This window comes from Proteus sp. TJ1640 (assembly GCF_003144445.1).
Lineage (GTDB): Bacteria > Pseudomonadota > Gammaproteobacteria > Enterobacterales > Enterobacteriaceae > Proteus > Proteus penneri.
Genome location: NZ_PENY01000037.1, coordinates 1 through 25,825, shown reverse-complemented (window position 1 = coordinate 25,825; position 25,825 = coordinate 1). Strand labels below are relative to the sequence as shown.

26 protein-coding genes are annotated in these 25,825 nt (G+C 39.2%); 10 read left to right on the top strand and 16 right to left on the bottom strand.

The annotated features are described in order from the left end of the window. The first annotated feature begins 3 nt into the window (after positions 1–3). From DK861_RS16110 to DK861_RS16090, 5 genes are all read left to right on the top strand, one after another. Entirely contained in the window at positions 4–1,110 is a 1,107-nt protein-coding gene (locus tag DK861_RS16110) for a flagellar basal body P-ring protein FlgI (protein ID WP_109400752.1), read from the top strand. Next, positions 1,110–2,096 carry a flagellar assembly peptidoglycan hydrolase FlgJ gene (gene flgJ / locus DK861_RS16105; protein WP_109400751.1) on the top strand — a complete coding sequence of 329 codons (987 nt, stop codon included), beginning with the start codon at positions 1,110–1,112 and terminating at the stop codon, positions 2,094–2,096. The genes DK861_RS16110 and flgJ overlap by 1 nt, the downstream gene beginning before the upstream one ends. A 117-nt stretch (positions 2,097–2,213) precedes the next feature. Continuing rightward, positions 2,214–3,866, top strand: a complete 1,653-nt coding sequence (gene flgK / locus DK861_RS16100; RefSeq protein ID WP_109400750.1) for a flagellar hook-associated protein FlgK — start codon at positions 2,214–2,216, stop codon at positions 3,864–3,866. A 31-nt stretch (positions 3,867–3,897) separates the two neighbouring features. After that, the gene (gene flgL, locus DK861_RS16095; RefSeq protein WP_072063106.1) at positions 3,898–4,842 is read left to right on the top strand and encodes a flagellar hook-associated protein FlgL; all 945 of its coding nucleotides are present in this window, start codon (positions 3,898–3,900) and stop codon (positions 4,840–4,842) included. 1,173 nt (positions 4,843–6,015) lie between these two features. Then, positions 6,016–6,270, top strand: a complete 255-nt coding sequence (locus tag DK861_RS16090) for a helix-turn-helix transcriptional regulator (RefSeq protein WP_109400749.1) — start codon at positions 6,016–6,018, stop codon at positions 6,268–6,270. Between the two features lie 237 nt (positions 6,271–6,507). On the opposite strand, the gene fliR is transcribed toward DK861_RS16090, so the two are convergent. From fliR to fliF, 13 genes are all read right to left on the bottom strand, one after another. After that, on the bottom strand, positions 6,508–7,290 hold the full coding sequence (gene fliR / locus DK861_RS16085; RefSeq protein WP_072063103.1) for a flagellar biosynthetic protein FliR: 783 nt from the start codon (positions 7,288–7,290) through the stop codon (positions 6,508–6,510). 5 nt (positions 7,291–7,295) lie between these two features. Further along, the gene (gene fliQ / locus DK861_RS16080) at positions 7,296–7,565 is read right to left on the bottom strand and encodes a flagellar biosynthesis protein FliQ (RefSeq protein ID WP_006533156.1); all 270 of its coding nucleotides are present in this window, start codon (positions 7,563–7,565) and stop codon (positions 7,296–7,298) included. A 15-nt stretch (positions 7,566–7,580) separates the two neighbouring features. Beyond that, on the bottom strand, positions 7,581–8,351 hold the full coding sequence (gene fliP / locus DK861_RS16075) for a flagellar type III secretion system pore protein FliP (RefSeq protein ID WP_006533155.1): 771 nt from the start codon (positions 8,349–8,351) through the stop codon (positions 7,581–7,583). Further along, positions 8,351–8,797, bottom strand: a complete 447-nt coding sequence (gene fliO, locus DK861_RS16070) for a flagellar biosynthetic protein FliO (RefSeq protein WP_006533154.1) — start codon at positions 8,795–8,797, stop codon at positions 8,351–8,353. Before fliO ends, fliP begins: the two co-directional genes overlap by 1 nt. 3 nt (positions 8,798–8,800) lie before the next feature. Continuing rightward, positions 8,801–9,211: a flagellar motor switch protein FliN gene (fliN, locus tag DK861_RS16065; protein WP_006533153.1), complete on the bottom strand. Its 411-nt coding sequence runs from the start codon at positions 9,209–9,211 to the stop codon at positions 8,801–8,803. Further along, the gene (fliM, locus tag DK861_RS16060) at positions 9,204–10,235 is read right to left on the bottom strand and encodes a flagellar motor switch protein FliM (protein ID WP_006533152.1); all 1,032 of its coding nucleotides are present in this window, start codon (positions 10,233–10,235) and stop codon (positions 9,204–9,206) included. Before fliM ends, fliN begins: the two co-directional genes overlap by 8 nt. A gap of 5 nt (positions 10,236–10,240) precedes the next feature. After that, positions 10,241–10,723, bottom strand: coding sequence for a flagellar basal body-associated protein FliL (gene fliL, locus DK861_RS16055; protein WP_006533151.1), 483 nt, complete (start codon positions 10,721–10,723; stop codon positions 10,241–10,243). Positions 10,724–10,900: 177 nt separating this feature from the next. Further along, the gene (locus tag DK861_RS16050; protein WP_006533150.1) at positions 10,901–12,304 is read right to left on the bottom strand and encodes a flagellar hook-length control protein FliK; all 1,404 of its coding nucleotides are present in this window, start codon (positions 12,302–12,304) and stop codon (positions 10,901–10,903) included. After that, complete coding sequence (fliJ, locus tag DK861_RS16045; protein WP_006533149.1) at positions 12,304–12,750, bottom strand: flagellar export protein FliJ; 447 nt, start codon at positions 12,748–12,750, stop codon at positions 12,304–12,306. The genes DK861_RS16050 and fliJ overlap by 1 nt, the downstream gene beginning before the upstream one ends. A gap of 36 nt (positions 12,751–12,786) precedes the next feature. Beyond that, entirely contained in the window at positions 12,787–14,154 is a 1,368-nt protein-coding gene (gene fliI, locus DK861_RS16040; RefSeq protein WP_006533148.1) for a flagellar protein export ATPase FliI, read from the bottom strand. Beyond that, the gene (fliH, locus tag DK861_RS16035) at positions 14,154–14,873 is read right to left on the bottom strand and encodes a flagellar assembly protein FliH (RefSeq protein ID WP_072063099.1); all 720 of its coding nucleotides are present in this window, start codon (positions 14,871–14,873) and stop codon (positions 14,154–14,156) included. The genes fliI and fliH overlap by 1 nt, the downstream gene beginning before the upstream one ends. Next, entirely contained in the window at positions 14,866–15,864 is a 999-nt protein-coding gene (gene fliG, locus DK861_RS16030; RefSeq protein WP_006533145.1) for a flagellar motor switch protein FliG, read from the bottom strand. Before fliG ends, fliH begins: the two co-directional genes overlap by 8 nt. Further along, complete coding sequence (gene fliF / locus DK861_RS16025; protein WP_109400748.1) at positions 15,861–17,588, bottom strand: flagellar basal-body MS-ring/collar protein FliF; 1,728 nt, start codon at positions 17,586–17,588, stop codon at positions 15,861–15,863. Before fliF ends, fliG begins: the two co-directional genes overlap by 4 nt. A gap of 276 nt (positions 17,589–17,864) precedes the next feature. Here fliF and fliE point away from each other — a divergent pair, with 276 nt between their 5' ends. From fliE to DK861_RS16010, 3 genes are all read left to right on the top strand, one after another. After that, complete coding sequence (fliE, locus tag DK861_RS16020) at positions 17,865–18,176, top strand: flagellar hook-basal body complex protein FliE (protein ID WP_072063097.1); 312 nt, start codon at positions 17,865–17,867, stop codon at positions 18,174–18,176. A 525-nt stretch (positions 18,177–18,701) separates the two neighbouring features. Continuing rightward, positions 18,702–18,917, top strand: coding sequence for a hypothetical protein (locus tag DK861_RS16015; protein ID WP_006533140.1), 216 nt, complete (start codon positions 18,702–18,704; stop codon positions 18,915–18,917). Between the two features lie 353 nt (positions 18,918–19,270). After that, the gene (locus DK861_RS16010; RefSeq protein ID WP_109400746.1) at positions 19,271–20,404 is read left to right on the top strand and encodes a hypothetical protein; all 1,134 of its coding nucleotides are present in this window, start codon (positions 19,271–19,273) and stop codon (positions 20,402–20,404) included. 212 nt (positions 20,405–20,616) lie between these two features. Here the strand turns inward: DK861_RS16010 and fliT are convergent, their stop codons facing one another. From fliT to fliD, 3 genes are read right to left on the bottom strand one after another with little or no spacing between them, the layout of a single operon-like run. After that, positions 20,617–20,970 carry a flagellar protein FliT gene (fliT, locus tag DK861_RS16005; protein WP_006533138.1) on the bottom strand — a complete coding sequence of 118 codons (354 nt, stop codon included), beginning with the start codon at positions 20,968–20,970 and terminating at the stop codon, positions 20,617–20,619. 18 nt (positions 20,971–20,988) lie between these two features. Continuing rightward, positions 20,989–21,387 (bottom strand): flagellar export chaperone FliS, encoded by a 399-nt coding sequence (gene fliS / locus DK861_RS16000; RefSeq protein ID WP_023581844.1) that lies wholly within the window; start codon positions 21,385–21,387, stop codon positions 20,989–20,991. A gap of 19 nt (positions 21,388–21,406) precedes the next feature. After that, positions 21,407–22,837 carry a flagellar filament capping protein FliD gene (gene fliD / locus DK861_RS15995; RefSeq protein WP_109400745.1) on the bottom strand — a complete coding sequence of 477 codons (1,431 nt, stop codon included), beginning with the start codon at positions 22,835–22,837 and terminating at the stop codon, positions 21,407–21,409. A 387-nt stretch (positions 22,838–23,224) separates the two neighbouring features. Between fliD and DK861_RS15990 the strand changes: the two genes are divergently transcribed. Both DK861_RS15990 and DK861_RS15985 read left to right on the top strand, forming a co-directional pair. Continuing rightward, positions 23,225–24,349: a FliC/FljB family flagellin gene (locus tag DK861_RS15990; protein WP_109400744.1), complete on the top strand. Its 1,125-nt coding sequence runs from the start codon at positions 23,225–23,227 to the stop codon at positions 24,347–24,349. 315 nt (positions 24,350–24,664) lie between these two features. Beyond that, positions 24,665–25,780 carry a FliC/FljB family flagellin gene (locus DK861_RS15985; protein WP_109400743.1) on the top strand — a complete coding sequence of 372 codons (1,116 nt, stop codon included), beginning with the start codon at positions 24,665–24,667 and terminating at the stop codon, positions 25,778–25,780. The last annotated feature ends 45 nt before the right edge of the window (positions 25,781–25,825 follow it).

Genomic DNA, 25,825 nt, shown 5'->3' with positions numbered 1-25,825 from the left:
CAGATGAAAAAAATAGCGATGAGCCTTATCTTTATCGTGATGACATGTGTCGGTTTTTCCGCTCATGCCGAACGGATCAGAGATCTCACCTCTGTTGAAGGGGTAAGAGAAAATGCGCTGATTGGTTATGGTTTGGTCGTGGGATTAGATGGAACGGGTGACCAAACAATGCAAACCCCGTTTACCACGCAAAGTCTGAATAACATGCTCTCACAATTGGGGATCACAGTACCACCCGGCACCAATATGCAATTGAAAAACGTTGCTGCGGTGATGGTAACAGCAAAATTACCGCCTTTTGGTCGTACAGGGCAATCAATCGACGTCGTTGTTTCATCCTTAGGTAATGCAAAAAGCTTACGTGGTGGTACGTTGCTGATGACACCATTAAAAGGTGTTGATAATCAGATTTATGCTTTAGCACAAGGCAATATTGTTGTCGGAGGAGCAGGCGCATCTGCGGGGGGTAACAGCGTTAAAGTTAACCAGTTAGCGGGTGGGCGCATTAGTAGTGGCGCTATCATTGAACGTGAGTTGCCTTCGCAATTTGGCCAAACAGGTCTGCTAAACCTACAACTAAATGAAGAAAACTTCACGTTGGCACAACATATCTCTGATACCGTTAATAAATTACGCGGTGTGGGAACGGCTATTCCTTTAGATGCTCGTACCGTTCAATTACGTGTTCCTATTGGTAAAAGCGAACAAGTCCGTTTCTTGGCTGAAGTTCAGAACCTTGAAATTAAACGTGTTGTTGCAGATGCGAAAGTGATCATCAATGCAAGAACGGGTTCAGTTGTGATGAATCGTGATGTGACATTAGGAAGCTGTGCGATTGCACAAGGCAACCTTTCCGTTACGGTTGATAGCCAAGTGAATGTAAGCCAACCTAATACCCCATTTGCAGGGGGAAGCACTGTTGTAACGCGTAATACCAGCGTAAATATGAGTGAACAAGGTGGCTCATTACAGCAAGTGAATGCAAGCGCAAGCTTAAACGAAGTGATCCGCACATTAAATGCACTGGGTGCAACACCAACAGATTTAATGTCAATTTTGCAAGCAATGGAAAGCGCGGGTTGCTTACGTGCGAGATTGGAGATTATCTGATGAAAGATTTATCTCTGCTTTCTTCGATGCCGAACGTTTCTACTCCGGCATATGACAGCAATGCATTGAATAAACTTAAATATCAGGTTGGACAAAATGCTGATCAGCAAGGGCTGCGCCAAGTGGCGCAGCAACTTGAAGGTGTTTTTGTTCAAATGATGTTAAAAAGCATGCGTGATGCTATTCCTCAAGAAAGCATGTTCAACTCAGAAAGTACCAAGATGTACACCTCTCTTTATGATCAACAAATTGCTCAAGACCTATCACAAAAAGGCTTGGGCTTTGCTGACATGATAGAAAAACAACTTTCTGCCAAAGTCACGATGGATCCAAGTGAAATGGCGGGTAAAACGCCAATGCCATTAGATGGTAGCGATATTTTTCAATCCATGCCAACACAAGCTTTGGGGCAAATTTATCGTGCAATGCAGCCTTATCAAAATGCAATTGAAAGTACGATTGGTAAGCTTAAAGGCTTATCTGAAAGCAGTGCTTCTTTTGCATCAAAATTGTTAGGGCCAGCTAAACAAGCGACAGAAGGCACAGGTGTACACCATCTTTTAGTTGTTGCTCAAGCCGCGCTTGAATCAGGTTGGGGAAAACGTGAGATCCTAACGGGTGATGGTAAACCAAGTTATAACCTGTTTGGTATTAAAGCAGGAAGTCGCTGGAAAGGGCCTGTCACAAATATCATGACAACTGAAGTAATTGACGGTAAGTCAATTAAAATGCGGGATAATTTCCGCGTTTATGGCTCTTATGTTGAAGCCATTCAAGATTATCTCCGATTGATTACTGAAAGTCCTCGTTACGCAAAAGTACCTCAAGCTCAAACCCCAGAACAAGCTGCTTATCGCATCCAAGAAGCGGGTTATGCCACCGATCCAGGTTATGCGAAAAAACTGGTTTCAATCATTGGTCAATTAAAAGGAAGCGGTGAGCAAGTTGCTAAAACTTATACTCACGATTTAAGCGATCTATTTTAATGCTTTCCCCTCAAGTTTAGAGGGGAAGTACCGATAATAAAGACCAGAGCATTCATTCCAACTTGCCAGCTATGCTCCGTGCATACGGGTGATGACTAAACGTAAAAGGATAGACAAATGTCCAACAGTTTAATTAATACAGCGATGAGCGGACTTAATGCGGCACAAGCTGCGATGAGCACTGTGAGTAATAACATCGCTAACCAAAATGTAAAATGGTACAACCGTCAAATGACTGTTTTTAATGAAAACAGCGGCACAATGACCGGTAATGGTTATATCGGTAATGGTGTTAATGTTAGCCGTATTCATCGTGAGTATAACGAATTTCTTGCCGGTCAAATGAACCGTGCAATGTCAAAACAAAGCGCACTTAATAGCTATACCAAAAACATCTCACAAATCAATGATTTGTTAGCAGATAAAGGGAATGACGTTTCCAGTGCGATTGACGAATTTTTTACTAGCTTACCAAACGTAACCAATAATGCCGAAGACAACCCTGCGCGTACAACGGTAATTGGTAAAGCGGAAGCCATGGTGAATATGTTTGCTAAAGCAGACCAATCATTGCGTGATCTAGAAAAAGATATTAATAGCCAGGTGACAAATACCTCTAAAAATATCAATGAATATACAAAACAGATCGCAAAACTAAATAACGAAATTAGTCGTTCTAAAGGCTTCAATGGCGCTGATCCTAACGACTTATTAGACCAACGTGATCGTTTAATTCAAGAGTTAAACACACTGGTTGATGTTCAAGTGACTCAACAAGATGGTGGTTTTGTTAACGTCACGTTTGCTAATGGTCTGCCATTAGTATCTGGTACTCGCTCTTATGAAGTTTCTGCTATTCCATCTAATAAAAATAGTGAACGTCTTGTTCTTGGTTATAGTAATGGCATTGATGAAGTTCGCGAAGTGGATGCAAAACGCATTAAAGGTGGCGAACTTGGCGGTGCGTATCGTAGCCGTGAAGAAGTGTTAGATCCAAGCCGTAACCAATTAAATCAATTAGCGTTAGTATTAGGTGATCAATTTAATAAGCAGCATGAGCAAGGTTTTGATTTAGATGGTAAAAACGGTGAGAAGTTCTTCGAACTTGGTGGCGCTCATGTTATGCCTAACGGTAAGAATAAAGGTGACGCTACCTTTGATGTCAAATATACCGATACCAAAGCAGTGAAAGCGGCTGATTATACTGTTAAATATGATGGTAGTAAGTGGGATGTTACGGTAGAGCCGGGCGGTCGTAAAGTTAATGCAAAAGTAAGCGCAACGGGCGAATTAGAATTCGAAGGCATGAGTATCAAAATCAATGGTACAGCACAAAAAGAAGATTCTATTATTGTTCAATCTGTCGGTAATGTCATTGCCGGTATGGAAGTTGCAGTGACCGATCCAAGCAAGATAGCGGCAGCTGGCTCGCTAAACGCGGATGGAACAACGGCACCAAGTGATAACGAAAACATGAAAAAATTGTTTGATTTACCAGACCAAAAAGTGATTGATGGTAAAACAACGATTGCAGGTGGTTATGGCTCACTGATCAGTATGGTGGGTAATAAAGTGAATACCGCGCAAGTTGATTTTGATGCTCAGGTTTCTATCACTAAAAGTATTGTCGAACAACAGCAGTCTGTTTCTGGTGTGAACTTGGATGAAGAGTACGGTGAGATGTATCGCATTCAAGAATACTACATGGCAAATGCGAAAGTTATTCAAACTGCAAACAGTATGTTTGATGCGATTATGCAAGTTTTCTAAGTAACCCTTCATCAGAATAAGGAATAACACGGTGCGTTTAAGTTCAAATCAAATTTTTAGTCAGCGTGTGGATAATATCACTGGCTCGCAAAGCAAATGGATGACTGAAGGAAATAAAATTTCAAGTGGTCGTCGCGTTGAAAAGCCTTCAGATGATCCCATGGCAGCTTCTCAAGCGGTAATGGTGAAACAATCTGAATCACGTAACCAACAGTATGCAACAGCGCGCGGATTTGCAAAAAACAGCATGTCATTGCAAATGAGTTTAGCGAGTCAAATGGTGAATATCACCACCAAAATTCAAGAAACACTGGTTGCTGCGGGTAATGACGCCACGCTTAGTGATGAAGACCGTTCATCTCTTGCTGATCAATTACAAGGTTTAAAAGATCAATTAGTGGGTATTGGTAATACAAAAGATGGTGTGGGCCGTTATATTTTTGCCGGTTTCCAATCAGATAAACCGCCTTTTGTTGCTGATGCAACGGGTAAAATCACCTATCAAGGTGGCGACAAGCAAATTACCCAAAAAGTAGATAGCAATATTGAAATGACGACCAACTTCACGGGGATTGAAACATTACAATCTTCAGGTGGTAAAGGGACAGAGCCTGATATTTTTAATGCACTTGATAATGCTATTACAGCGTTACGTGAACCTTTAACAGGTAAACCACAAGCAGATCGTGATGCAGCATTAGATAAAATTGATGCTGCAAACCGTGTTAACCGCGCAACTTTAAATAACATTTCTAGTGTAGAAGCCAAATTAGGTTTACAACTTCAAGAGCTTGATAATTTAGATGATTTGGGGGCAGATACCTCTTTAAGAAATGCAAAACGTTTAAGCGAGTTGCGTGACTTAGATTGGACACAAGCAATTTCTGATTATTATCAAGAAGAGTCTGTCTTACAGGCTTCTTATAAAGTTTTTAACGACATGAAAGAGATGTCGATGTTCAAGATGTATCGTTAATTTTTATCGTACTGTTTCGTGACATTTTGATATCTCCCCTGATATTGATTTATCAGGGGGTTTTTTTATTGAATACAACAGATAAGTTCATTTTTTTAATATTAGAAATAAAGTGTTTTGCTGATGAAACTTCAAAACCAGGATAAAGCCGTTTTATATTTTTTATAAAGGTACCAATCATAATTAGTTTGACGACAATATTTTTGGCAATATAAAATATTGTAAAACTACCTTTCGTAAAAAATTAGCATCAAGCCCTTTCCCATTGAAATGATATTAACAGTAAGTCTAGATAACATAGCAATTATTTTATTTATAAACGACAAAATACGAGATGTACCTAGTCATTGTTTTTTTAATTCCTTTGCTTTATCCAGTTATCTAATGTGATTTTACCACATCTAATTTTATATCCTGCCTTTTTGTGTGGATATTCCTTGCAGAATAAACTCGATTTCTTATCAGCTTATTTTACGTATGTTATTTGTTTTTTTGCTTTAACATTCCAACTTTGAAAGTAATATCGTTATTAAACTTCAATTGAGATAAATCCTAACAGGAGTCGTTGTGTGTATAAACTATATAAGTTAATTTATCACTCGTCATAATATGATTTTCTTTTTTTAATTTACATTATTGATTTAAAAAGGAAAAAGGATATCTAATAAAGACGTTCTTTTAAAGATGATCAATTATAATTCATTAGGATAAGTCAATGGATATTATTTTTATTTTATTCTTTATATATATTTTATTCATTAATTCGATATAAAATTAGTTATTATTTTTTAAGTTTTGTTTAAAAATAAGTCATTAAGGATTAAGTAAAGCTAATATTTATGAAAAAAGGATGATTTTCTCTTCTGTATTTAATTATCTATTTGATAAATAAGTTTTTTTAACTACTTTCAATAGTGTATAACGATCTATTTTGATGGATTAATAGGCGCATCCTATTGCGTGTTGAGTTATTGATTGATAATAGCGTATTTACAGTGAATATTTATAAATTTATATTGTAAAAAATTTATTTTTCTAATAATAAATACTTATAAATATATAAAGTTGTATTTTAAGTGAAAATTTAGAAATGTTAGGTTTTCTAAATTAGAATGATTATATTTTTATTTTCTATAAATTTTATTCAATGATATATAAGAATAGGTTATTAATATGAGAAAGCATTGTAACGAACCATTACGTAAAATAATCGGAAAGTATATAAAAAAAGCGCGTATAAATAAATCATTGTCAGGTGAGCAATTAGGGCTACTATTGAATGTCAGTCAACAACAAATATCAAGATATGAAAATGCAGAGACGAGCGTTAATATTGAAACATTGTATGTCATATTACAAACGCTAGATAAAAACTGGGAGGATTTTTATTATCATGTTATACGAGAGTATGAAAATAAAAAAATGTAGAAATAGGTATGGTTTTTATTTTTATTCTTTTTAATTAAATAACTAATAAATAAATTATTTTATAGTGAATTATTATTCTCTATGAAAATTTAATATATGGCTTTATATGAAATAAATATTATCATTAATTCAAGTATGAATGTGTTGTCAATAATAATATTAATGTTTAATAAAAGAGCCTTTTGTCAATTTTATTATTGAGAAGGCTCATCGTATGTATTTTTAATCAGTCTTATGTCAAGAAACCAACTGCTGTAGTATTAAGGTGATGCGATTAAATGTATCGCTAAAGACACGCTCAGTAAAGACAGGAAGAGCGGGCATGATCATTGATAGCGCTAGCATACCAATGGTTAATGTCAGCGGGAAACCAACCACAAAAACAGAAAGCTGTGGTGTCATACGATTTAAAATACCTAATGAAAGGTTAAGCACTAAAAGTAGAGTGATTAATGGCATGGCTAACATCATACCGTTGATAAATATAGTCCCACCACTTTGAACTAAAGTTAGTATGCCTAATGAGTTAAAGGTCTGATTTCCAATAGGAACGACATAGAATGTATCAACTAATATAGATAATAGCCATAAATGACCGTCGAAGACCATAAATAATAACATTGTTAGCATATTAAAAATACGTGCCAGAATAGGCATGTTAGGGCCACCTGATGGATCGACAAAGGTAGCGAATGAAAGCCCCATCTGTAAACCAATCACTTCACCAGCATGACGAACAGAAGCGAACGCCAACTGCATTGATAATCCGAGAATGGTGCCAATCAAAATTTGTTGTAACAGTACCCAAAAGGCAATAAGAGAGAATAAAGGCACATGACTTTGCGGTAAGCCTGGTGCGACTAATGCAGTAATTAAAAAAGCGAGTGCAATACGAAATTTTTTAGGTGTTTGTTTTTCACTAAATAGCGGTGCGGTGCTAAAAAGCGCGAGTATTCGCACAAATGGCCAGAAAAAATCACTAATGTAGCCGCTAAGCATTTCACTGGTCAGGGTTATCATTGCTATTAACCAATCATCCCAGGAATGCCTGTAAATAGGTTATGCATATAATCGACAAGTAAACTTAACATCCAAGGACCCGCAACTAAAATAGCGACTAATACAGCAAGAATTTTTGGAATAAACGATAATGTCATTTCGTTTATTTGTGTTGCAGCTTGAAGCATACTGATCACAAGACCCGTTACCAGAGCGGACAATAAAAGAGGGCCAGCTAGTGATAAAGCGATTTTCATCGCTTCAGTACCTAGTGCTAAGACGGATTCTGGTGTCATGGGGTTACCTCTGCGCTAATTAAAAAAGCTTTGTGCAAGCGAGCCTAGTATTAATTGCCAGCCATCGACTAAAACAAAAAGCATCAGTTTAAATGGCAATGAAACTGTGGCTGGTGGCACCATCATCATACCTAGCGCCATCAACACACTGGCGACAACTAAGTCGATAATAAGAAAAGGAATAAAAATCATAAAACCGATTTGAAAAGCGGTTTTTAGTTCACTGGTGATATATGCAGGCACCAAAATACGCATAGGTACACTTTCGCGAGTTTCAAATGCTGGTGCATCGGCAAGACGAGCAAACAGAGCCAAGTCAGTTTCACGAGTTTGTTGCATCATAAACTGACGTAGAGGTTTTGAACCATTTTCTAAGGCTTGTTCGAAGGTAATTTGATCTTCAGTAAATGGCATATAGGCATCTTGATAAATTTTATCAAAAACGGGTGCCATAATGAAAAATGTCATAAATAATGCTAAACCAAGAACCACTTGGTTTGGCGGCGCTGAAGGTGTACCTAAAGCATTACGTAATAATCCAAGGACAATAATAATGCGGGTAAAACTTGTCATCATCAGCAAAACGGCAGGAATAAAGCCTAATGCTGTAATGAAAATTAAGGTTTGTACTGGCAGTGACCAACTTTGACCTCCACCCGGTAAAGGCTGTGTAATAATACCCGGAAATTGGGCAAACGCACTGGTAGGTAACAAGAGTAAAACCAGCACACTAGCGAAGAGACGCCAACGCTTTAATGCGTTAAAAAAAGTGACACACTGATGCATTATGAGTTGCCTTTATCTCGCTTTAGCGTTTTTTGTAATATTTGAGTAAACAAGGGTGATGTTGGTGATGAGGTCGCTTCCTGCGAGGCTTTATCAGGAACGGGTAATTTATGCAGCAGATTTACCTGCGATGCAGTTACCCCTAATACGAGCCATTCCTGTTCTATTTCAACCACCACCACACGTTCTTTCGCACCTAATGAACAACTTGCTTTGACGCTAAGTTGTGCTGTTGTTCCTTTAAATGAACCTCGGCTAAAGCCAAAACGGCGAAATAACCACATAGCAACAATAATAAGAACGATGATGCCTGCAAGTGCCGTGCTAACTTGAGCAAGGCTTTGACCTACAGGCAACGGTTGTGTAGGTGTTTGAACTGTTTGTGTTGTAGCGGGTGCGGTAGTATTTACCGCACCTTGGCTGGAAAAGGAAGGAAGCTGTTCCATAGATTAACGGCTCAGGCGACGCATACGTTCTGATGGTGTAATGATATCGGTAATGCGAATACCATATTTATCAGAAACAACCACAACTTCACCTTGAGCGATTAAATAGCCATTGATAAGAATATCAAGAGGCTCGCCAGCTAAACCATCCAGTGAAACGACAGAACCTTGTGACAGGCTAAGTAATTTTTTAATGGTCATTTTGGTGCGACCTAACTCTACTGTTAATTTGACAGGAATATCCATAATCAAATTAATGTCAGATAGATGGTTCAGTGTGTCGTCTTCAGGTAAAAGATGTTCAAATAGATCGGAACTATTATCCTGGCTTTTACCAGTTTGCTGTTCCATTGCATCAGCCCACATATCCTCAGCCGATTGTGAATTATCAGTTGGGCGATTTGCATCACTCATTGGTTTGTTCCTCATCCAGAGCGTTTAAAACAGGGTTAATTAGGTGTTCAACACGAAGGGCATATTGCCCATTTACTGTACCGTATTGGCTTGTTAATACGGGCACACCATCAACATGTGCAATCAATCTTTCTGGTTTATCAATCGGGATAACATCCCCTTCTTTAAGTGTTAACACTTTTGATAAGCGCAGTGGGATGTCAGTAAAGTTTGCGACCAGTTCAAGCTCTGAATGCTGAACTTGGTTGACTAAACTATCTAACCAAACCCCATCTTCTTGACGAACATTTTCAATTGGTGGATTGATCAGTCGTTCACGTAATGGCTCAATCATGGCAAATGGAATACAAATACTAAATTCCCCAACCATGGAACCAATTTCTACCTGAAAAGGTGTCGTAACAACAATGTCATTCGGTGATGAGGTGATATTGGTAAATTTCACCTGCATTTCAGAACGAACATATTCCACCTGAATTTTGAATATGGAATCCCAAGCATCACGGTAGGCATCAAGTGCCAATTTCAACATTTTGTTGATGATCCGCTGCTCTGTGTTGGTAAATTCACGCCCTTCCACAGGGATTGGAAAACGGCCATCACCACCAAACAGGTTATCTACCGCGATATAAACCAGATTGGGTTCAAAAGTAAATAATGCTGTTCCTCGTAAAGGCTTTAAATGCACCAAGTTAAGGTTCGTTGGCACAGGTAAATTACGAGCAAAGTCGTGATATGGGTGAATTTTAATGCCACCAACAGTAATGTCAGGACTCCGACGAAGCATGTTAAACAGCCCCATACGGAATTGACGCGCGAAGCGTTCGTTAATAATCTCTAACGACTGTAAACGTTCTCGAACCACACGACGTTGCGTGTTGGGGTCATAAGGCTGAATATCCGGTTCATTCGGATCCTTCGCTATCGCAGGTTCCCTGTTCGCGCTTTTTTTGGCGTCGTCACCTGATGTGTCATCATTCAGCAGAGCATCAATCTCTGCCTGTGAAAGGATATTATCGCTCATAATGATTATCGCAGAATAAACGTGGTAAACAGTACATCGGAGAGGATCTGTTCAGATTCTCCCGGTACGAGAGTCGGTCTCAGCGTTTCTTTTACATCCGTCATTAGCTGGAGTTTTCCATTGTCTGTCGCGAGCTTATTAGCCTGTTGACGAGAAAGCAGTAATAACAAGCGGCTACGAACTTCAGGTAAATAATCATGTAGACGCTTACGAGTGTCTTCATTATGTAATCTTAATGTGATCCCTATGTAGAGCACTCTGTCTAAGTGTTCTTCGTCATCAATTAGATTTACCGTAAAGGGTTCTAATGACATAAAAACGGGTGCTGGTATAACTTTTTGCTGACTTGTGCCCGCTGAACCTGATTTAGCATGCTTCAATGCCCACCAACTATATCCACCGAATGCCGCTGCAATAATGGCGATCACCAATAGTACGATGATCAGAATTAAGCTATAGCTTTTACGTTCATTGCTGTAATTAGACATGGACAGTTAAATTCCTGTTTTGTAGTGGATACGTGTTCACTGTTGTGGACTTCCATATCCATCTAAATCAACCTTAATTATCCCGCTATTTCTGTTTTTTAATTGCAGAAACAGATAGGGAAAAAACCATTAACTCTTACGTTTATTGACATAGTGTGTCCTCCCAATACATTTGTATTAGGCGAAAATATCAACACCACCACGAGCAGATGCTAATTCTTGAGGCGTAAGCGTTATCTTTTGTAGTGCCGTTTCAGAGGCTAATTGCAGTGAATTACCCTCGCTTCCTTGATGATTATCGGCACCATCTCCACTAAATTGAGAGGAATCTGACATATTTTGTTGTTGCCAACTGTCATTAGTGTCGCTAGACACCTGACTCTGCGTGAGCTGGATCCCATTTTCAGAGAGCGCTTGACGCAATTGATGCATGGCATTTTCTAATACAGAACGAACTTGGCCGTTTTGTGAAGCTAGGTGTAGCTGTGCTTGCCCATCTTCTATTTTCATGCGGATATGTAATGAACCTAGCTCTTCAGGGTGTAAGCGTAGCTCTGCCTTTTGTAAGCCATTACGGCTAAACATCACAATTTGTTGATTGAGTTGCTGTTGCCACTCTTGTGTTCCCACTTGTGCATTGAGTACCTGTGTTGCCATCGGTGAAAATTGCATTTGTGGTTGTGTTGATGAGTGAGCATGGCCCGTAATGCCTTGTGAAGCCAAAGAAGAAGAGGTAGAAAGTGTACTGTGAAGATCGCTTTCTACAACGCGATTACTTGTTACTATTTGCTGAGCAACATTATCCGCTAATTTTGCATTTGTAACTTGCTTATCGCTGTTTAGCAATGCATTCACTTTTTCGGCTGTTGGCGTTAAAAGCGTTGCGACGCTATCTCCTTTTTTCGCAGAAGGTTTTTCTGTCTGATTAGCACCGACAAGTGTACTTTCTGTTGCTAATGCTGTTGCTTCTGGTCGTAGCTGGGTTAACAAGGACTTTTCATCTGATTTTGATAGATTGAGCTTGTCGGCAAGGTTGAATTCCGACATATCGCTATCTTTAGAAAGAGTACGCGCTAACGAGGCTAAGCCTTCATCACCTTTAACTGATTGATGCTGTTGTAATGCTTGAGTCAGTTGTTCTGAAGGAAGGGTTAGGCGTTTTAATCCCGGTAATCCTGCTAATTGAACCGGCAGTTCGGCAGCAAGCTCTTCTGCTGACATTAATAAAGAAGGATTTTTATTTTCAACAATAGCCGCAAATTGTTCATTATCTGGCAAAGTAAGAGCCAATTGAGATTTCTCAAGAGATGAATCTTCTATCACACTAGGTTCTGTAGTGGCAGACGCAAGATGACTACCGTCTTCTTTTGTTTTGTCTTCATCAGAGTGTGAATGCGCCTTATTTTCTTTTGTTGAATGATTTGTGATATTGGCTGTTTTTTTATCACTCTGCGCATTTTGAGGTTGAGAGCCCAAAAGCTGAGCAAATGTCGGGGCATTATCACCGGGTTGACTATTTGAAGCAGATGTCGTTCCCGGAGAGGCTGCAGCGACATCCATGGTCAGAAGCGTTATCTCCATCAAGTTGTTCTCCGTAAAGTACTACGCTGTGCGTACTCATCCATTTGTTTCTGTTCAATACGATCAAGATGTCGCTTACGGCTATCTTCAGCGCGTTGCTCCAAAGTCTCAAATGCATTGAGTCGTTGCTGTTTTTCTCTCCATTGTTCAGTTGCAAGATCGAGTTGCGCCTGCCAATGTTGAAGTTGCTGTTTATGTTGTTCGATAGTCAATTCGAGCGTTTTGAGAAATTGTTGGTAGTTTTGCCACGATGCTGACGACATCCCCCCTAAATTTAACGTTTCATTTAGACGTACACGGTATTCATCCTGATACCCAATCAACATATTGAGTTGTTGTTCCATTTGTTGATGACTCTGCCGGACCTGAGCCAGTTGAATAGCGGCTTGTTCAGCCGCTGTCTGTGCCAGTTCTCTCAGTGTCACTAAAGGTGACTGCTCCCGCATTGGAACCCTCTTTACTTTCTCTGATTATGTTCAGAATTAGTTTATTGTGATCAGTTGATTAAGTTGCTCACATGCACTTTGATAACTGCATTGCTCTTGGATATCTTGTTGTAAGAACTTCGCGAGAGATGGATAAAGAGCAATGGCTTTATCAAGCATAGGATCACTACCCGCCGCATAAGCACCTACGTTAATTAAATCGCGGTTACGTTGATAATTAGATAAAAGCTGTTTAAACATTTGTACGCGACGATAATGTGTTTTATCAATCAGTGACGTCATTGCACGGCTAATAGAAGCTTCGATATCGATAGCAGGGTAGTGCCCAGATTCTGCAAGAGAACGCGAAAGCACAATGTGGCCATCTAAAATCGCACGTGCAGAATCTGCAATAGGATCTTGCTGGTCATCACCTTCTGTTAAAACAGTATAGAAAGCCGTGATAGAACCACCACCATCAACGCCATTTCCTGCACGTTCGACCAGTGCGGGCAATTTAGCAAAGACAGAAGGTGGATAACCTTTGGTTGCAGGTGGCTCACCAACAGCAAGAGCAATTTCACGTTGTGCCATACTGTAACGGGTGAGTGAGTCCATAATTAACAGGACATGTTTACCTCTATCGCGAAAATCTTCAGCAATACGTGTGGCATAAGAAGCACCTTGCATACGAAGCAGTGGTGATACGTCTGCGGGGGCGGCAACAACAACAGAACGAGCTAAGCCTTCAGTACCAAGGATATTCTCGATAAAGTCTTTAACTTCACGACCACGTTCACCGATTAAGCCAACAACAATGACATCCGCTTGAGTAAAACGAGCCATCATGCCTAATAGCACACTTTTACCCACACCAGAGCCTGCAAAAAGTCCCATACGCTGACCACGACCTACGGTCAACAGTGAATTGATTGCACGCACGCCCACATCCAGTACATCAGTAATAGGGGTACGTTGTAGTGGGTTGATCGGTGGCGTAATGAGTGGGGCACGATAACCTGTATCCGGTGGTGGTAAACCATCTAAAGGGTAACCAGAACCATCTAAAACACGTCCTAATAACGCATCACCTAGTGGTAATTGGCGACCTTCATTTTCACCACCGGGTGTGGCTTGTGCATAAACACGAGCACCTGGTGTTAATCCCTCCACTTCTTGTAAAGGCATTAACAACATCTGGCTACCATTAAACCCAACCACTTCGCTTTCGACTTCTTCAACCGTTTTACCGATAGTACGTTCTATTAAACATGTAGAGCCAAGAGGCATAACAAGCCCCTTAGCTTCCATGACTAAACCTGTAGCTCTGGTTAAACGACCATATTGACGTACACGCGGAATTTTATTTAAACGCGCTTCTGCTTCACTGAGTTTTTCTAACCAACGCCCCAATCTTGCTGTCATTACAACGCCTCCGGTGCAGCAAGACGGCAAAGCTCATGCCAACGAGTTGCAATCGTGGCATCAAGATCGCCATCATTTGTTACAACACGGCATCCACCCACATGAATACTGTTATCGGCAACCACTTTCCAACCATGAGCAGAAAGGGAATCACCCAGTTCTTTTTCAATTTGTGGAATATGTTTTGGATTCACTCGTAACTGTGGATTGCTTGAGAACATTTGTTCTTGTTGCAACATTAAGGTTATTTGTGCAAGCAATGCAGAACCATCACAAACCGCAGGCTGACCGAGAACTTCTTTTGCCGCAGTGAGGGCGATTTGCATTAAACGCGAAGCAATAACACTGTCTAACCCATTTAAAGAGTGCCTAAATTCAGCTAACAACCCTTGCCACTCATTAATTAATGGTGATTGTTGAGCAATGCCTTGGCGAATACCTTCTTCAATACCTGATTGTAATCCAGCCTGATAGCCTTCCTGATAACCCTGGTTTTTCCCTGCCTCAAAGCCTTCAGCGTGGCCCAATTTCTGAGCCTTTTCTTTCATGTCATCAAGCATATTAATTTGCTCAAGAACTTTCTGTTGCTGAACGACTTCTTTTTCCTGTTTTTCGACTTCCTTTTCGTCTTCTGCCGTTTCCTCGACAGTTAATGCCCAATCAGTGAGTTCTTTGGGAACCCAAGGCTTCCAGTTAGTATCAGTATGTTTATCAGACATAGGTATCGTCTCCTCCATGAAGAACAACCTCTCCAGTCTCTGCTAATTTGCGTACCACAAGCAGAATTGCTTTCTGCTCTGCTTCCACTTGAGACATACGAACAGGGCCGCGAGAATTCAAATCATCACGCATGATTTCAGCAGCACGTTGCGACATATTGTTGAGGAAGTGATCGCGCAGCTCTTGATCGCATCCTTTCAATGCCACAACCAAGGAGTCGGATTCCACTTCCTGTAGAATGCGCTGGATAGAACGGTTGTCGATATCGATAAGGTTTTCGAACAGGAACATTTCGTCGATAATTTTTTGTGCCAATTCGCCGTCGTAATCGCGAACCGCAGTAATGACATTCTCTTCTTGCTGACTCTTCATCAAGTTGATGATTTCAGCAGCAGTACGAACACCACCCATTTTACTGCGTTTGAGGTTTTGACCATCAAGCAGGTTATTCAGTACTTCAGTTAACTCTGCTAATGCTGACGGTTGAACACCACCAAATGTTGCGATACGTAACATCACGTCATTACGTAATTTCTCATCAAACAGGGCAAGAATATCTGCTGCTTGGCCCCGTTTGAGGTGAACCAAGATGGTTGCGATAATCTGCGGATGTTCGTCGCGGATAATATCGGCAGCCATTTGTGGCTCCATAAAGTTAAGTGTCTCGATACCCGTTGTTGTTTCGCGAGTTTCTGAGATCTCATCTAATAGATTATTTGCACGTTCTTCACCCAAGGCTTTAACAAGAACTGAGCGTAAATAATCGTTCGCATTCACATTCAACGCTGCATATTGAACAGCGTCTTCTTCAAAGCTTGCCATAACATCAATCAATTGCTGATTTGAGATATGGCGCATTGATGACATTGCAATACTCAGCTGTTGAACTTCGCGTGTACTTAGATGCTTAAATACTTCCGCCGCTCGGTCTTCACCGAGTGTTAGTAACATAACGGCGCTTTTTTCGGTTCCAGTTAAGTTATTACTCATTGCTCTTTACTCATCCATTCACGAATTACCATTGCAACGACACGAGGATCTTTCTCTGCCATTTCACGGATACGTTGGCTTTGCAATTCGGCACTGACACGTTTACGTGCTTGTTTACGTCTTGCTTCGTCATCTAATTCTGCTTCATCTACATCATCTTTAACTTGTAGCTTGGTTTTCAGTACAGCTTTCTGTGCAGCAGCTTCAGCTTCACGGCGTTTTTCAATCTGTGGTTTCACCAGTTTGCGCCATAAGATCCATGCGATGATGACAAGTAATAACCAGCGACCTAAATCTAATGCTTTCGCAAGAATTTCAGGATTTTCCCATACAGGAACCGTGATCACTTTCTCTTCAATATCGTTGAACTGTGAGTTTACGACACTTAAAGAGTCACCACGTTCTTGGGAATAGCCCATCGCTTCACGAACAAGTCCTTCAATTTGCTGGATTTGCTCATCAGTTAGCGGAACAAGTTTAGTTTCAACAACAGGCTCTTCGCCTTCAGCAGCTTCTTTCTTATTTTCAACTGTTTTGTAGTTCACAATAACAGCAACAGAAAGACGTTCGACATTACCGACAGGGCGTTTGATATGGCGAATTCGGCGATCAACTTCATAGTTGGTTGTTTCATCTAAACGGCTATTGCTGTTTGGATTGCGCGTTAATGAGCGATTAGTACCCGTTGCATTGGCACCCTCTGTTTTTTCACCTTCTTGCGCCTTTGGCGTTTCAATCGGCGCTTGTGGTGGCGCAACAGGTTGATTAGATAATGCACCGGGGACACCGCCCGCTAACATGCCGCCATTTTGCTCACTTTGGCTCAATTGTTTTGAACGCACGGCGGCTTGATTTGGTGGCTGATTTGGTTTGTACTCTTCCGCTGTTTCTTCTGTATGAGAGAAGTCAACTTGAGCTGTCACCTGTGCATGAACGTTTCCACGACCCACAATTGGGCCTAATAACGTTTCAATACGTTGCTGATAACGGCTTTCTAGCTCTTGAACATATTTCAGTTGGATAGAGTTAAGATCACGACCTAATGCATCTGGTTGTGTCAATAATTTGCCACTTTGGTCAACGATAGTCACACTGCTGTCAGGCATACCTGCAACACTGCTCGCAACGATATGCACGATGGCATTAATTTGACCTTCATCCAGCGCTCTACCCTGTAAAAGACCCACCGTAACGGATGCAGAAGGGGATTTCTGTTCACGAACAAAAAGAGATGGTTTTGGCAGTGCTAAATGAACACGAGCATTTTGTACAGGACCTAATGTCTCGATAGTGCGAGCAAGCTCACCTTCAAGTGCACGTTGATAGTTAATCTGTTCACTAAATTGGCTGATCCCGAACTTTTCTTTATCTAACAGTTCAAAACCGGCAGCACCGCCTTTAGGAAGTCCCGCTTGCGCGAGTTTCAGGCGTAATTCATGAACCTGATTGTCAGGCACCATGATCGCTGAGCCATTTTGTGACAAGCGATAAGGTACGTTCATTTGTGTTAACTGTGTGACAATTTCGCCACCGTCTTTATCGCTAAGATTACTATAAAGCACTTTATAATCAGGGCTTTGTAACCATAAAAATGCAGCAACAAAAATGGCAATCGCCGCCGAGCCCGCAATAATGAGCGGAATTTTCGGATCGGCTTTTATCCGGTTAATAATGGCGTTAAAACCCTTTTTCTGGTTCACAACGTCGGTTTTTTCGGCATTCATAGACAATCCTTGCCTTGTAGTTCGGGATGAATACTAAAAGCGTGGCGTAACAAAACAGACTCCCCTTACGCAAATAAATAAACCTACTCTCAGGTGTCTCATTATTGGCCTTTTGCGTTTCATTTAATGGCGTAATTAGCCCTTAACTTTTGCGTTAATTACTCGCTTTGGAATGAAGCCCCTGTGTTAGGGTATAACTCGGTAAGCGTGTTGGTGCACTTCCTTACTATGACATTGATTCAGTAATTGAATTAGATGATTAACGCAGAGGTTTATATGTCAATTCCAGCTATTGAAAGTGTTCTGGATAAAATGCAAATCCAGACTTTGCAAGCATCCAATATTGCAAAACCCCAGCCAGTACAAGCAGGGTTTGCTACTCAGCTTGTTCAAGCCGTGGGTAAAATTAATGAAACCCGAGTGAATGCAACCAACAAAGTGCAAGCGTTTACCTTAGGTACACCTGGAGTCGAGTTAAACGATGTGATGGTAGATATGCAAAAATCCAGTATCTCATTACAAATGGGCATACAAGTGCGTAATAAGCTCGTTGCTGCTTATCAAGAAATTATGAGTATGCAAGTGTAGTGCCTCATCATTTGTTAATGATTGCTTTTCTTTTGTATAGCAATAAAGACGCACCTAATCAAAACAGAATGGGGCATTTGGTTCAATATCATTAAATAGATGATATAAGCTTTTGAATGTGATTAAACGTTCGAATATTTATACTATTGTTTGCTATTTATGATGATGAGCGCCCCGATTTGTACAGAGAAAATAGACACATCATTTTATTGATGTGTGCTTTTTCACATCTATATCAAAGCAACTCGCTATTTTATCCCTTCTAATATTTCAAAAAAGATCAAAATCAAATGGTTAAATAAGTTACTTAATTTATTACTCTATGGTAAACCTTGATAATTATTCTGAATAAATTAGATCACTTTGAAAAAACAGTAAAAATAAAAAATGAGTGCAATCAGAAATGAAAGAGCACGCTTAAATTTCTTACGATGAAGTTCATCTTTTTATAAAACGATTTTATTAAACTAAAAATTATTGATTATTATCACATTAAAGCGGGTCATAAACCGCTATGGTAATTACATGATTAATAACGTAAACGGTGATGATATGGAATATTGGTTTATTGCGTATAAAGTGCGTTCCAGAAATGGTGATACCTACGCCGGACATAAAATTGTAGAAACAGAAAGTGGGATCACACCCCATATTGCGTTAGATAAAGCATGTCAGGAAGTTGCTGAAGGAGCACAAGCTGATATTCCTGCGGTGAGAGTTGTGGCTTTTAATCGTTTATAAAAATTCTATCAACCTAATAGAAATCCTACATTCATTTAATGTGGGATTTTTTTATTTTAAATTTAAAACTTGGTTATTTAATGCACTTTTTTATGAACTGATTAACTAATAGAATTAATAAAAAAGTAAGGTATCCACTTATAAAATTTAATTACATTGATCTGATAGAGTTTTTTCATTTCTTTTACCTAAATAAAGTTCCATTATGTGATCTCAGCTTTACTAATTTATTTTTACTCATTGAATAAAAAAAGGCTTATGGTTAATGTGCTGGTGGGCTAAGGAATAGCTCAATACAAGGAAATAAAAATCATTATTTTGGTTTTTAGTTATTAATAAAAGGAAATTTAATTATGACAGTATTAACCGTTTATTTATGTGGCACTGGCTCAAACTCATTTGATAATAATAATCCGACCTTCTGGCAAGGTGAATTAGTCTCCACTTTAGCGCAAAACAACCAAGGACGAGAATTTGCACAGTGGTTTATTGTTGATGGTCCAGGTAGTGGTAATCTGCAAGAAGATGATTTATGGGTTGAAAGCCCTAATTACTCTGATATTAAAGGCTCGTTATTTGGCAGGGGTTGGGAAGAAAATGTTAATCACGCACTTTGTTTAATGAAAGGTCACTTTGATTGGCAACGTGAAAAATTAACAGAACAGCAGTATAACCAACTGAAAAAAGCGGGCATACCTATTGAAGATGTCAAAGTCACAGGCTCTTTTTTATGGCGTAAATATGACTATGGCGCTCGTCATGTCACTCAACAGCAACTCCAACAGCAAATTATTCGTATCTTCCGTAAAGATGGCATTATTCCAACACAAGTTAACTTAGTGGGGTGGAGTCGTGGAGGGATTACTTGCCATATGCTAGCAAATGCGATGTTGGCAGATCCTCAATTAAAAGATATCCCCGTGAATATTTTTGCGATTGATCCCGTTCCAGGTCCACTGAATTTTCAACCTGAAAAAGTGTCTCTGGGTAAAAACGTCAAAGAATATGTCGGATTTTATGCAAGAGATGAGCGCTCTAAAGGATTTACTTGCGTGATCCCAACTGTTGCTGCTGATACTAAAATACATATTTTCCCTATTTCAGGGCGTCATGCCACATTAGTGGGCAATGCGTCTATTGATGGTAGTGAAGGTGAAAATGCATTATATGCGCCGGGTATAGTGGTTCGCCACTTTGCCGAAGTCTGTTTAACCCGCTGGGGTTGTGATTTAGCTAATAAATTGGCCTTAACGGATACACAAATTACGGATTATCACACCGATATTGCTAATGATGCAGATAAATATATAGCCATGCGCCGTAAAACCTATTCTATCCATGAAAGCACAGGTAAAGATGAACGTAAGGTTTCACTAGGTAAAGAGGGTAAAGCATTCTCTGAGATCTTTGGCGTACAATATAATCCATCAGCAGGTTTAACTGCAGATTATTTATCTAATCTGCAACTTTATGATGTGATTAAATAAGATTTTATTGATCACACAATAATGTATTAATGTATCGCTCACTGTTTAGTGGGCGATTTTTACTCTAATAAAACATAAAAAAAGGAGAGGGGGTAAGTTGATGAATGAAAAGAAGAACGTTACCGATAACAAGTTAAGCTGAATAACAAGCGATAGTTTTTCTAAGTAAAGACGCCATTAGCTAATAAAACCGCTTTTGGCGCAGAGGAGAGTTATTTAAGATTGAGATCAGGATAATAACTATGTTCTGTAAACTGACCATAGCTATTCTGTACCCTCTGCTCTTGTTCAGTCTGTCTTATTAATATGCCAAGCTCATCTAGACGAGCCCGTAATAAATTTCGCGTCTCGTTTTCGTTCTCTAAGATTTTCTTTAGCATATCCGTGAGTCGTTGTTGTAGTCTCAGCTCACCGTCAGCAGGTTTTACCATCTTAGTGATTTTTTCTACGCTTTTTAAATAATCCATTTCCATTTCTATCAGCTTGTCCCATTGCTGATCTTTGGCAAGCGTTAACATTTGCTCACTTGATTTTAAAACATGCTCGTAAGCCGCCATAATATCCATATTGTTGTCCACTCTAATTTAATAAGAATTAATCTGTGTGCCGATTTGTTGCCAAGCATCAGAAATTTCAGTTAAGAGCTTGATGACTTCATGAATTTTTTCTGGGTTATTTTTTAAGTTAGCATCGAGTAGCTGATTAACCATATAGTCATAAAGGAGCTCCAGATTTTCTGCAAGCTCACCACCTTTTTCTTTATCCAGACCTTGTTTTAATCCGTTACCAATAATATTAATGGCTTTAGAAATATTTTCGCCTTTACCGGCGATATTTCCTTGTTCCATTAATATTAAAGCACGGCGAAGGGCGCTTAGCGCCCCATTAAATAGGATCTGGATCAGCTGGTAAGGCGTGGCATTTAAAATCTCGCTTTCAACGTCGATTTGAGCATACATTTTACTGGCTGATTGTTGATACATATTATCCTACTTTTAAAAATTACATTAATAGACGGCCGATTGAGGCACTAGAGTTAGTCATGGAGTTGACCATTTTATCTAACTGTTGGAACTGGTTTTTATAACGTTCCATCGTGGCCGCAATATTACGTTCGGTGTTTTTAATTTGGCTATCTAATGTTTTTTTGCGTTTTTTCACGCCATCAGTGGCAATGTCTAAAGTACCATCATTAGATTGCAGGGTTTTCTTTAGGTAATTATAGGTTTGAGTACCAAAGCCTGTTTCTTTACCGTCACCCATAAAAAACTCTTTCACGTTGGCAGGTTTCTCTTTTAACGCCTCATCGAGTTTTTTGCTATCAATATCTAAAGAACCATCAACCTTAAATTTAATCCCCATTTTATTGAGGGTATCTAAGTCAGAAGTGCTTTGCGAGCTTGTAACAAAGCTTTTTAGTTCCGACATAATCATACGGCTGGTGCTATCACCGAGTAATACACCATTATCTTTAGATGCCGCTTCACCTTTTTCTACTTGCGTATATTTAGTGAGTGATTTGTAGGTGCTGTTTAACTCATTATAAGCGTCTGTCCAAGCCTTAATGGCTTTTTTCATTGGCTCAATATCACGAGCAACAGTGACTATTTCAGGCTTATCTGCTTTGTCTTTATTATCAAACGTCGTTTTCTTAAGATTTAGCGTGATCCCTTCAGGCGCATCTTTAATCTCATTAGTTTGACGCTCGATATCAATACCATTGATCGTTAATTGTGCGTTATTAGCTTTAACGATTTCTCTCATCCCTGAAGTATGAGATGCTTCATCGGTTGCTGGTGAATTAGAAAGAAACTGATTCAGTTTATCATCACCTTCAACGGTGATTTTCATCTCCGATTCAGTCCCTTCTTTACGAGAAGTGAGGACTAAATAGTTTTCACCATCTTTTGCTTTAACAATAGTCGCTGAAACGTTACCTTCTTTTTTATTGATTGCATCACGCAATTCAATGATCGAAGTTTGTTTATCTTCTAATTCAATACGTAATGGTTTTTCTTCACCTTCTTGAGTAATGACTAAGGTGCGTTTATTACCTTCACCTAAAGTTTCACCTAATGTTTCTTTCACATCAGAGACTTTAGTTGATTTTAATGTTTGTGCATGAGCAAGTTCTTTAACTGAGACCGTATAGTTACCAATACTGGCTTTACCATCTGTCGTCACTTTAAAAGCATCAAACTCATCATCGACTTTTGTAGCAACAATTTTATCGAATTTTTTTAAATCTTCAGACGCTTTTTGTAATTTATCAAGCTGTCCGCGTATTTTACCGTAAGCGGTAATTTTCGCCTCGTAGCTTTTCATCTGTTTATCTAGGGGTTCAAGGCGTTTATTTTCCGCCGCCTCTAATTGTGCCAATGTTTGGCTAAGAGGCATCCCTGAGCCCACGCCTAGTGAAGCAATACCAGCCATACCGGTCTCCTTTCTGTGTTCGTAAAATAATCCTCAAAAAGCGTTATCGGTAGAATCGGCGAAAAGTTTACGTCTATTTGGTATTTTTGATGACGTAAACAGGCTGCCATATAGAAGCCATTTATTGCCATTGGTGACCAAAGTCGAATTTAGAAGGGTAGAAAAAGGATTGAGACGAAAATTGATAAAAAACAAATAAAAAAATAATAAATTAATTTCTTTGTTTATCATTGACTTGATGTTGATTCTATAAAAAAACACAGAAATATTTGTAGGAAAAGTTAAAGGTTGTATGTGGGGTGCCGATAAACTTGTTGCCGGTGATTAACACCGAAAATGAATAGGCAAACTTTTATTTTATCGACTTGATTTTAAAGGAATCTAGCTATGGCACAAGTCATTAATACCAACTATCTATCTCTGGTAACTCAAAACAACCTGAACAAATCTCAGGGAACTTTAGGAAGTGCAATCGAGCGTCTGTCTTCTGGTCTACGTATCAACAGCGCTAAAGACGATGCTGCAGGTCAAGCGATTGCTAACCGTTTCACTTCAAACGTAAATGGTTTAACTCAAGCTTCACGTAATGCGAACGATGGTATCTCTATCGCTCAAACTACTGAAGGTGCACTGAACGAAATTAACAACAACTTACAACGTATCCGTGAGTTAACAGTTCAAGCGAAAAACGGTACTAACTCAGAATCAGATATCACTTCAATCCAAAACGAAGTTAAAGAACGTTTAGATGAAATCACTCGTATTTCTGAACAAACTCAGTTTAACGGCGTTAAAGTACTGAGTGGCGAAAAAGCTGAAATGACTATCCAAGTCGGTACTAACGATAACGAAACTATCAAATTTAACTTAGATAAAGTTGATAACGATACGTTAGGTGTTTCAACTGATAAACTGTTTGAAACAACTCCTGCGGGTAAAAAAGGTGTAACTGCTGTTGGCACTGGTATTACAGACGCTGGTGATCTTGATAAAGTTCTTACTGGTGCAACTAAAATGGCTACTGGTACAACTTTATCTAAATATACTGTTGATACTAAAGATGTTGCCGATAAATTTATTTTCAATGATGGTACTAAAAACTATTTAGTTTCAGCTTCAGACCTTGAATTGACCGGTACTCCTAAAGAAGAAATTAATATCAAAGCTGGCTCAAAAACCACTGCTAATGAATTTACGCCAAATCCTGGTAAAGATGCACCAGCTAGCTTAAACGTTAAAGATGACGCTTTAGCAACTTTAGACAAAGCTATCAACACAATTGATGAAAGCCGTTCTAAATTAGGTGCGATTCAAAACCGTTTCGAATCTACTATCAACAACCTGAACAACACTGTTAACAACTTATCTGCTTCACGTAGCCGTATCTTAGATGCTGACTACGCAACAGAAGTGTCTAACATGAGCCGTGGTCAAATCCTGCAACAAGCGGGTACTTCTGTACTTGCTCAAGCAAACCAAGTACCACAAACTGTTCTGTCTCTGTTACGTTAATTCGTACGCTGACACAAAAGATACCTTTCTATATTCAAAAGGTCCTCGTAAGAGGGCCTTTTTTTGTCGTTTTATTTTATATTTAACTCTACTCTTTTTTAGTTTTATTTTTTCTCTCAATTTCTTTTACTTTTTTCTGCAATTAATTACCTCTTATAAATTAACTGACTGGCTTTTTTTGCTATTTTTGCGACGCCAAAAATCGTAAATCCCTCAAATTTGATGACGATAGTGTTTAGGCAACGTTATTACAGCGACGTAATAACAACCCTATTCATTTAAAAGTATTTTAAAATCAAGTCGAAGGAATATTGTATGGCACAAGTCATTAATACCAATTATCTGTCACTGGTCACTCAAAATAATTTAAATCGTTCACAAAGTGCATTAGGTAATGCAATTCAACGTTTATCTTCTGGCTTACGCATTAATAGCGCCAAGGATGACGCAGCAGGTCAAGCCATTGCAAACCGTTTTACTTCTAACATTAAAGGCTTAACTCAAGCTTCACGTAATGCGAATGATGGTATTTCCATAGCCCAAACCACAGAAGGGGCCTTGAATGAGATTAATAATAACCTGCAACGTATTCGTGAATTAACCGTCCAAGCAAAAAATGGTTCTAATTCAGATACCGATATTAAATCTATTCAGGAAGAAGTGAATCAACGTACCGCAGAAATTAATCGTATTTCTGAACAAACACAATTTAATGGCGTAAAAGTGTTAAGTGAAGACAGCACATTAAATTTACAAGTGGGTGCGCATGATAAAGAACAAATCAGTGTTGATCTGAAAAAAACCGATGCGACTACATTAGGTGTTGATAAATTGGATTTATCAGCAAAAAGTCAAATTGGATCTAAAGCAACTGAAGTTGAAGTCACTTTAACTGGTACTCCTGCAACAAAAGAGATGCAAAAACTCGATACAGCGAATTTGGATGCAAAAGTCACTGGTAAAGCTTGGAAAAGTTACGATATTTCTTATGGTGTAGATGCTAATGGTAAAGATGATAAATCTATATTGGTTGTTCACTCCGTTGATAAAGATGGTAAGGATGACTATTTTAGTCTCGCTGCAACCACCGGTGCTACAGCAGGTGCAACAGTCAAAGTCGCTGCAACAGGTACGGCGATGACCCTAGATCCGGTTGTGGAAAAACCATTAGAAACATTAGATAAAGCATTATCTCAAGTTGATAGCCTACGCAGTGCTATGGGGGCTGTGCAAAACCGTTTAGATTCTACCATTGCTAACTTAGGCAACACTGTTAATAATCTGACCGCATCACGTAGCCGTATTGAAGACGCTGATTATGCGACAGAAGTGTCTAATATGAGTAAAGGCCAAATACTGCAACAAGCAGGCACTTCTGTATTAGCGCAAGCAAACCAAATTCCTCAAAACGTATTATCACTTTTAAGATAATCACGGCGTTATTTGCTTTTATATTTCGAATTAATTTATTTTTAA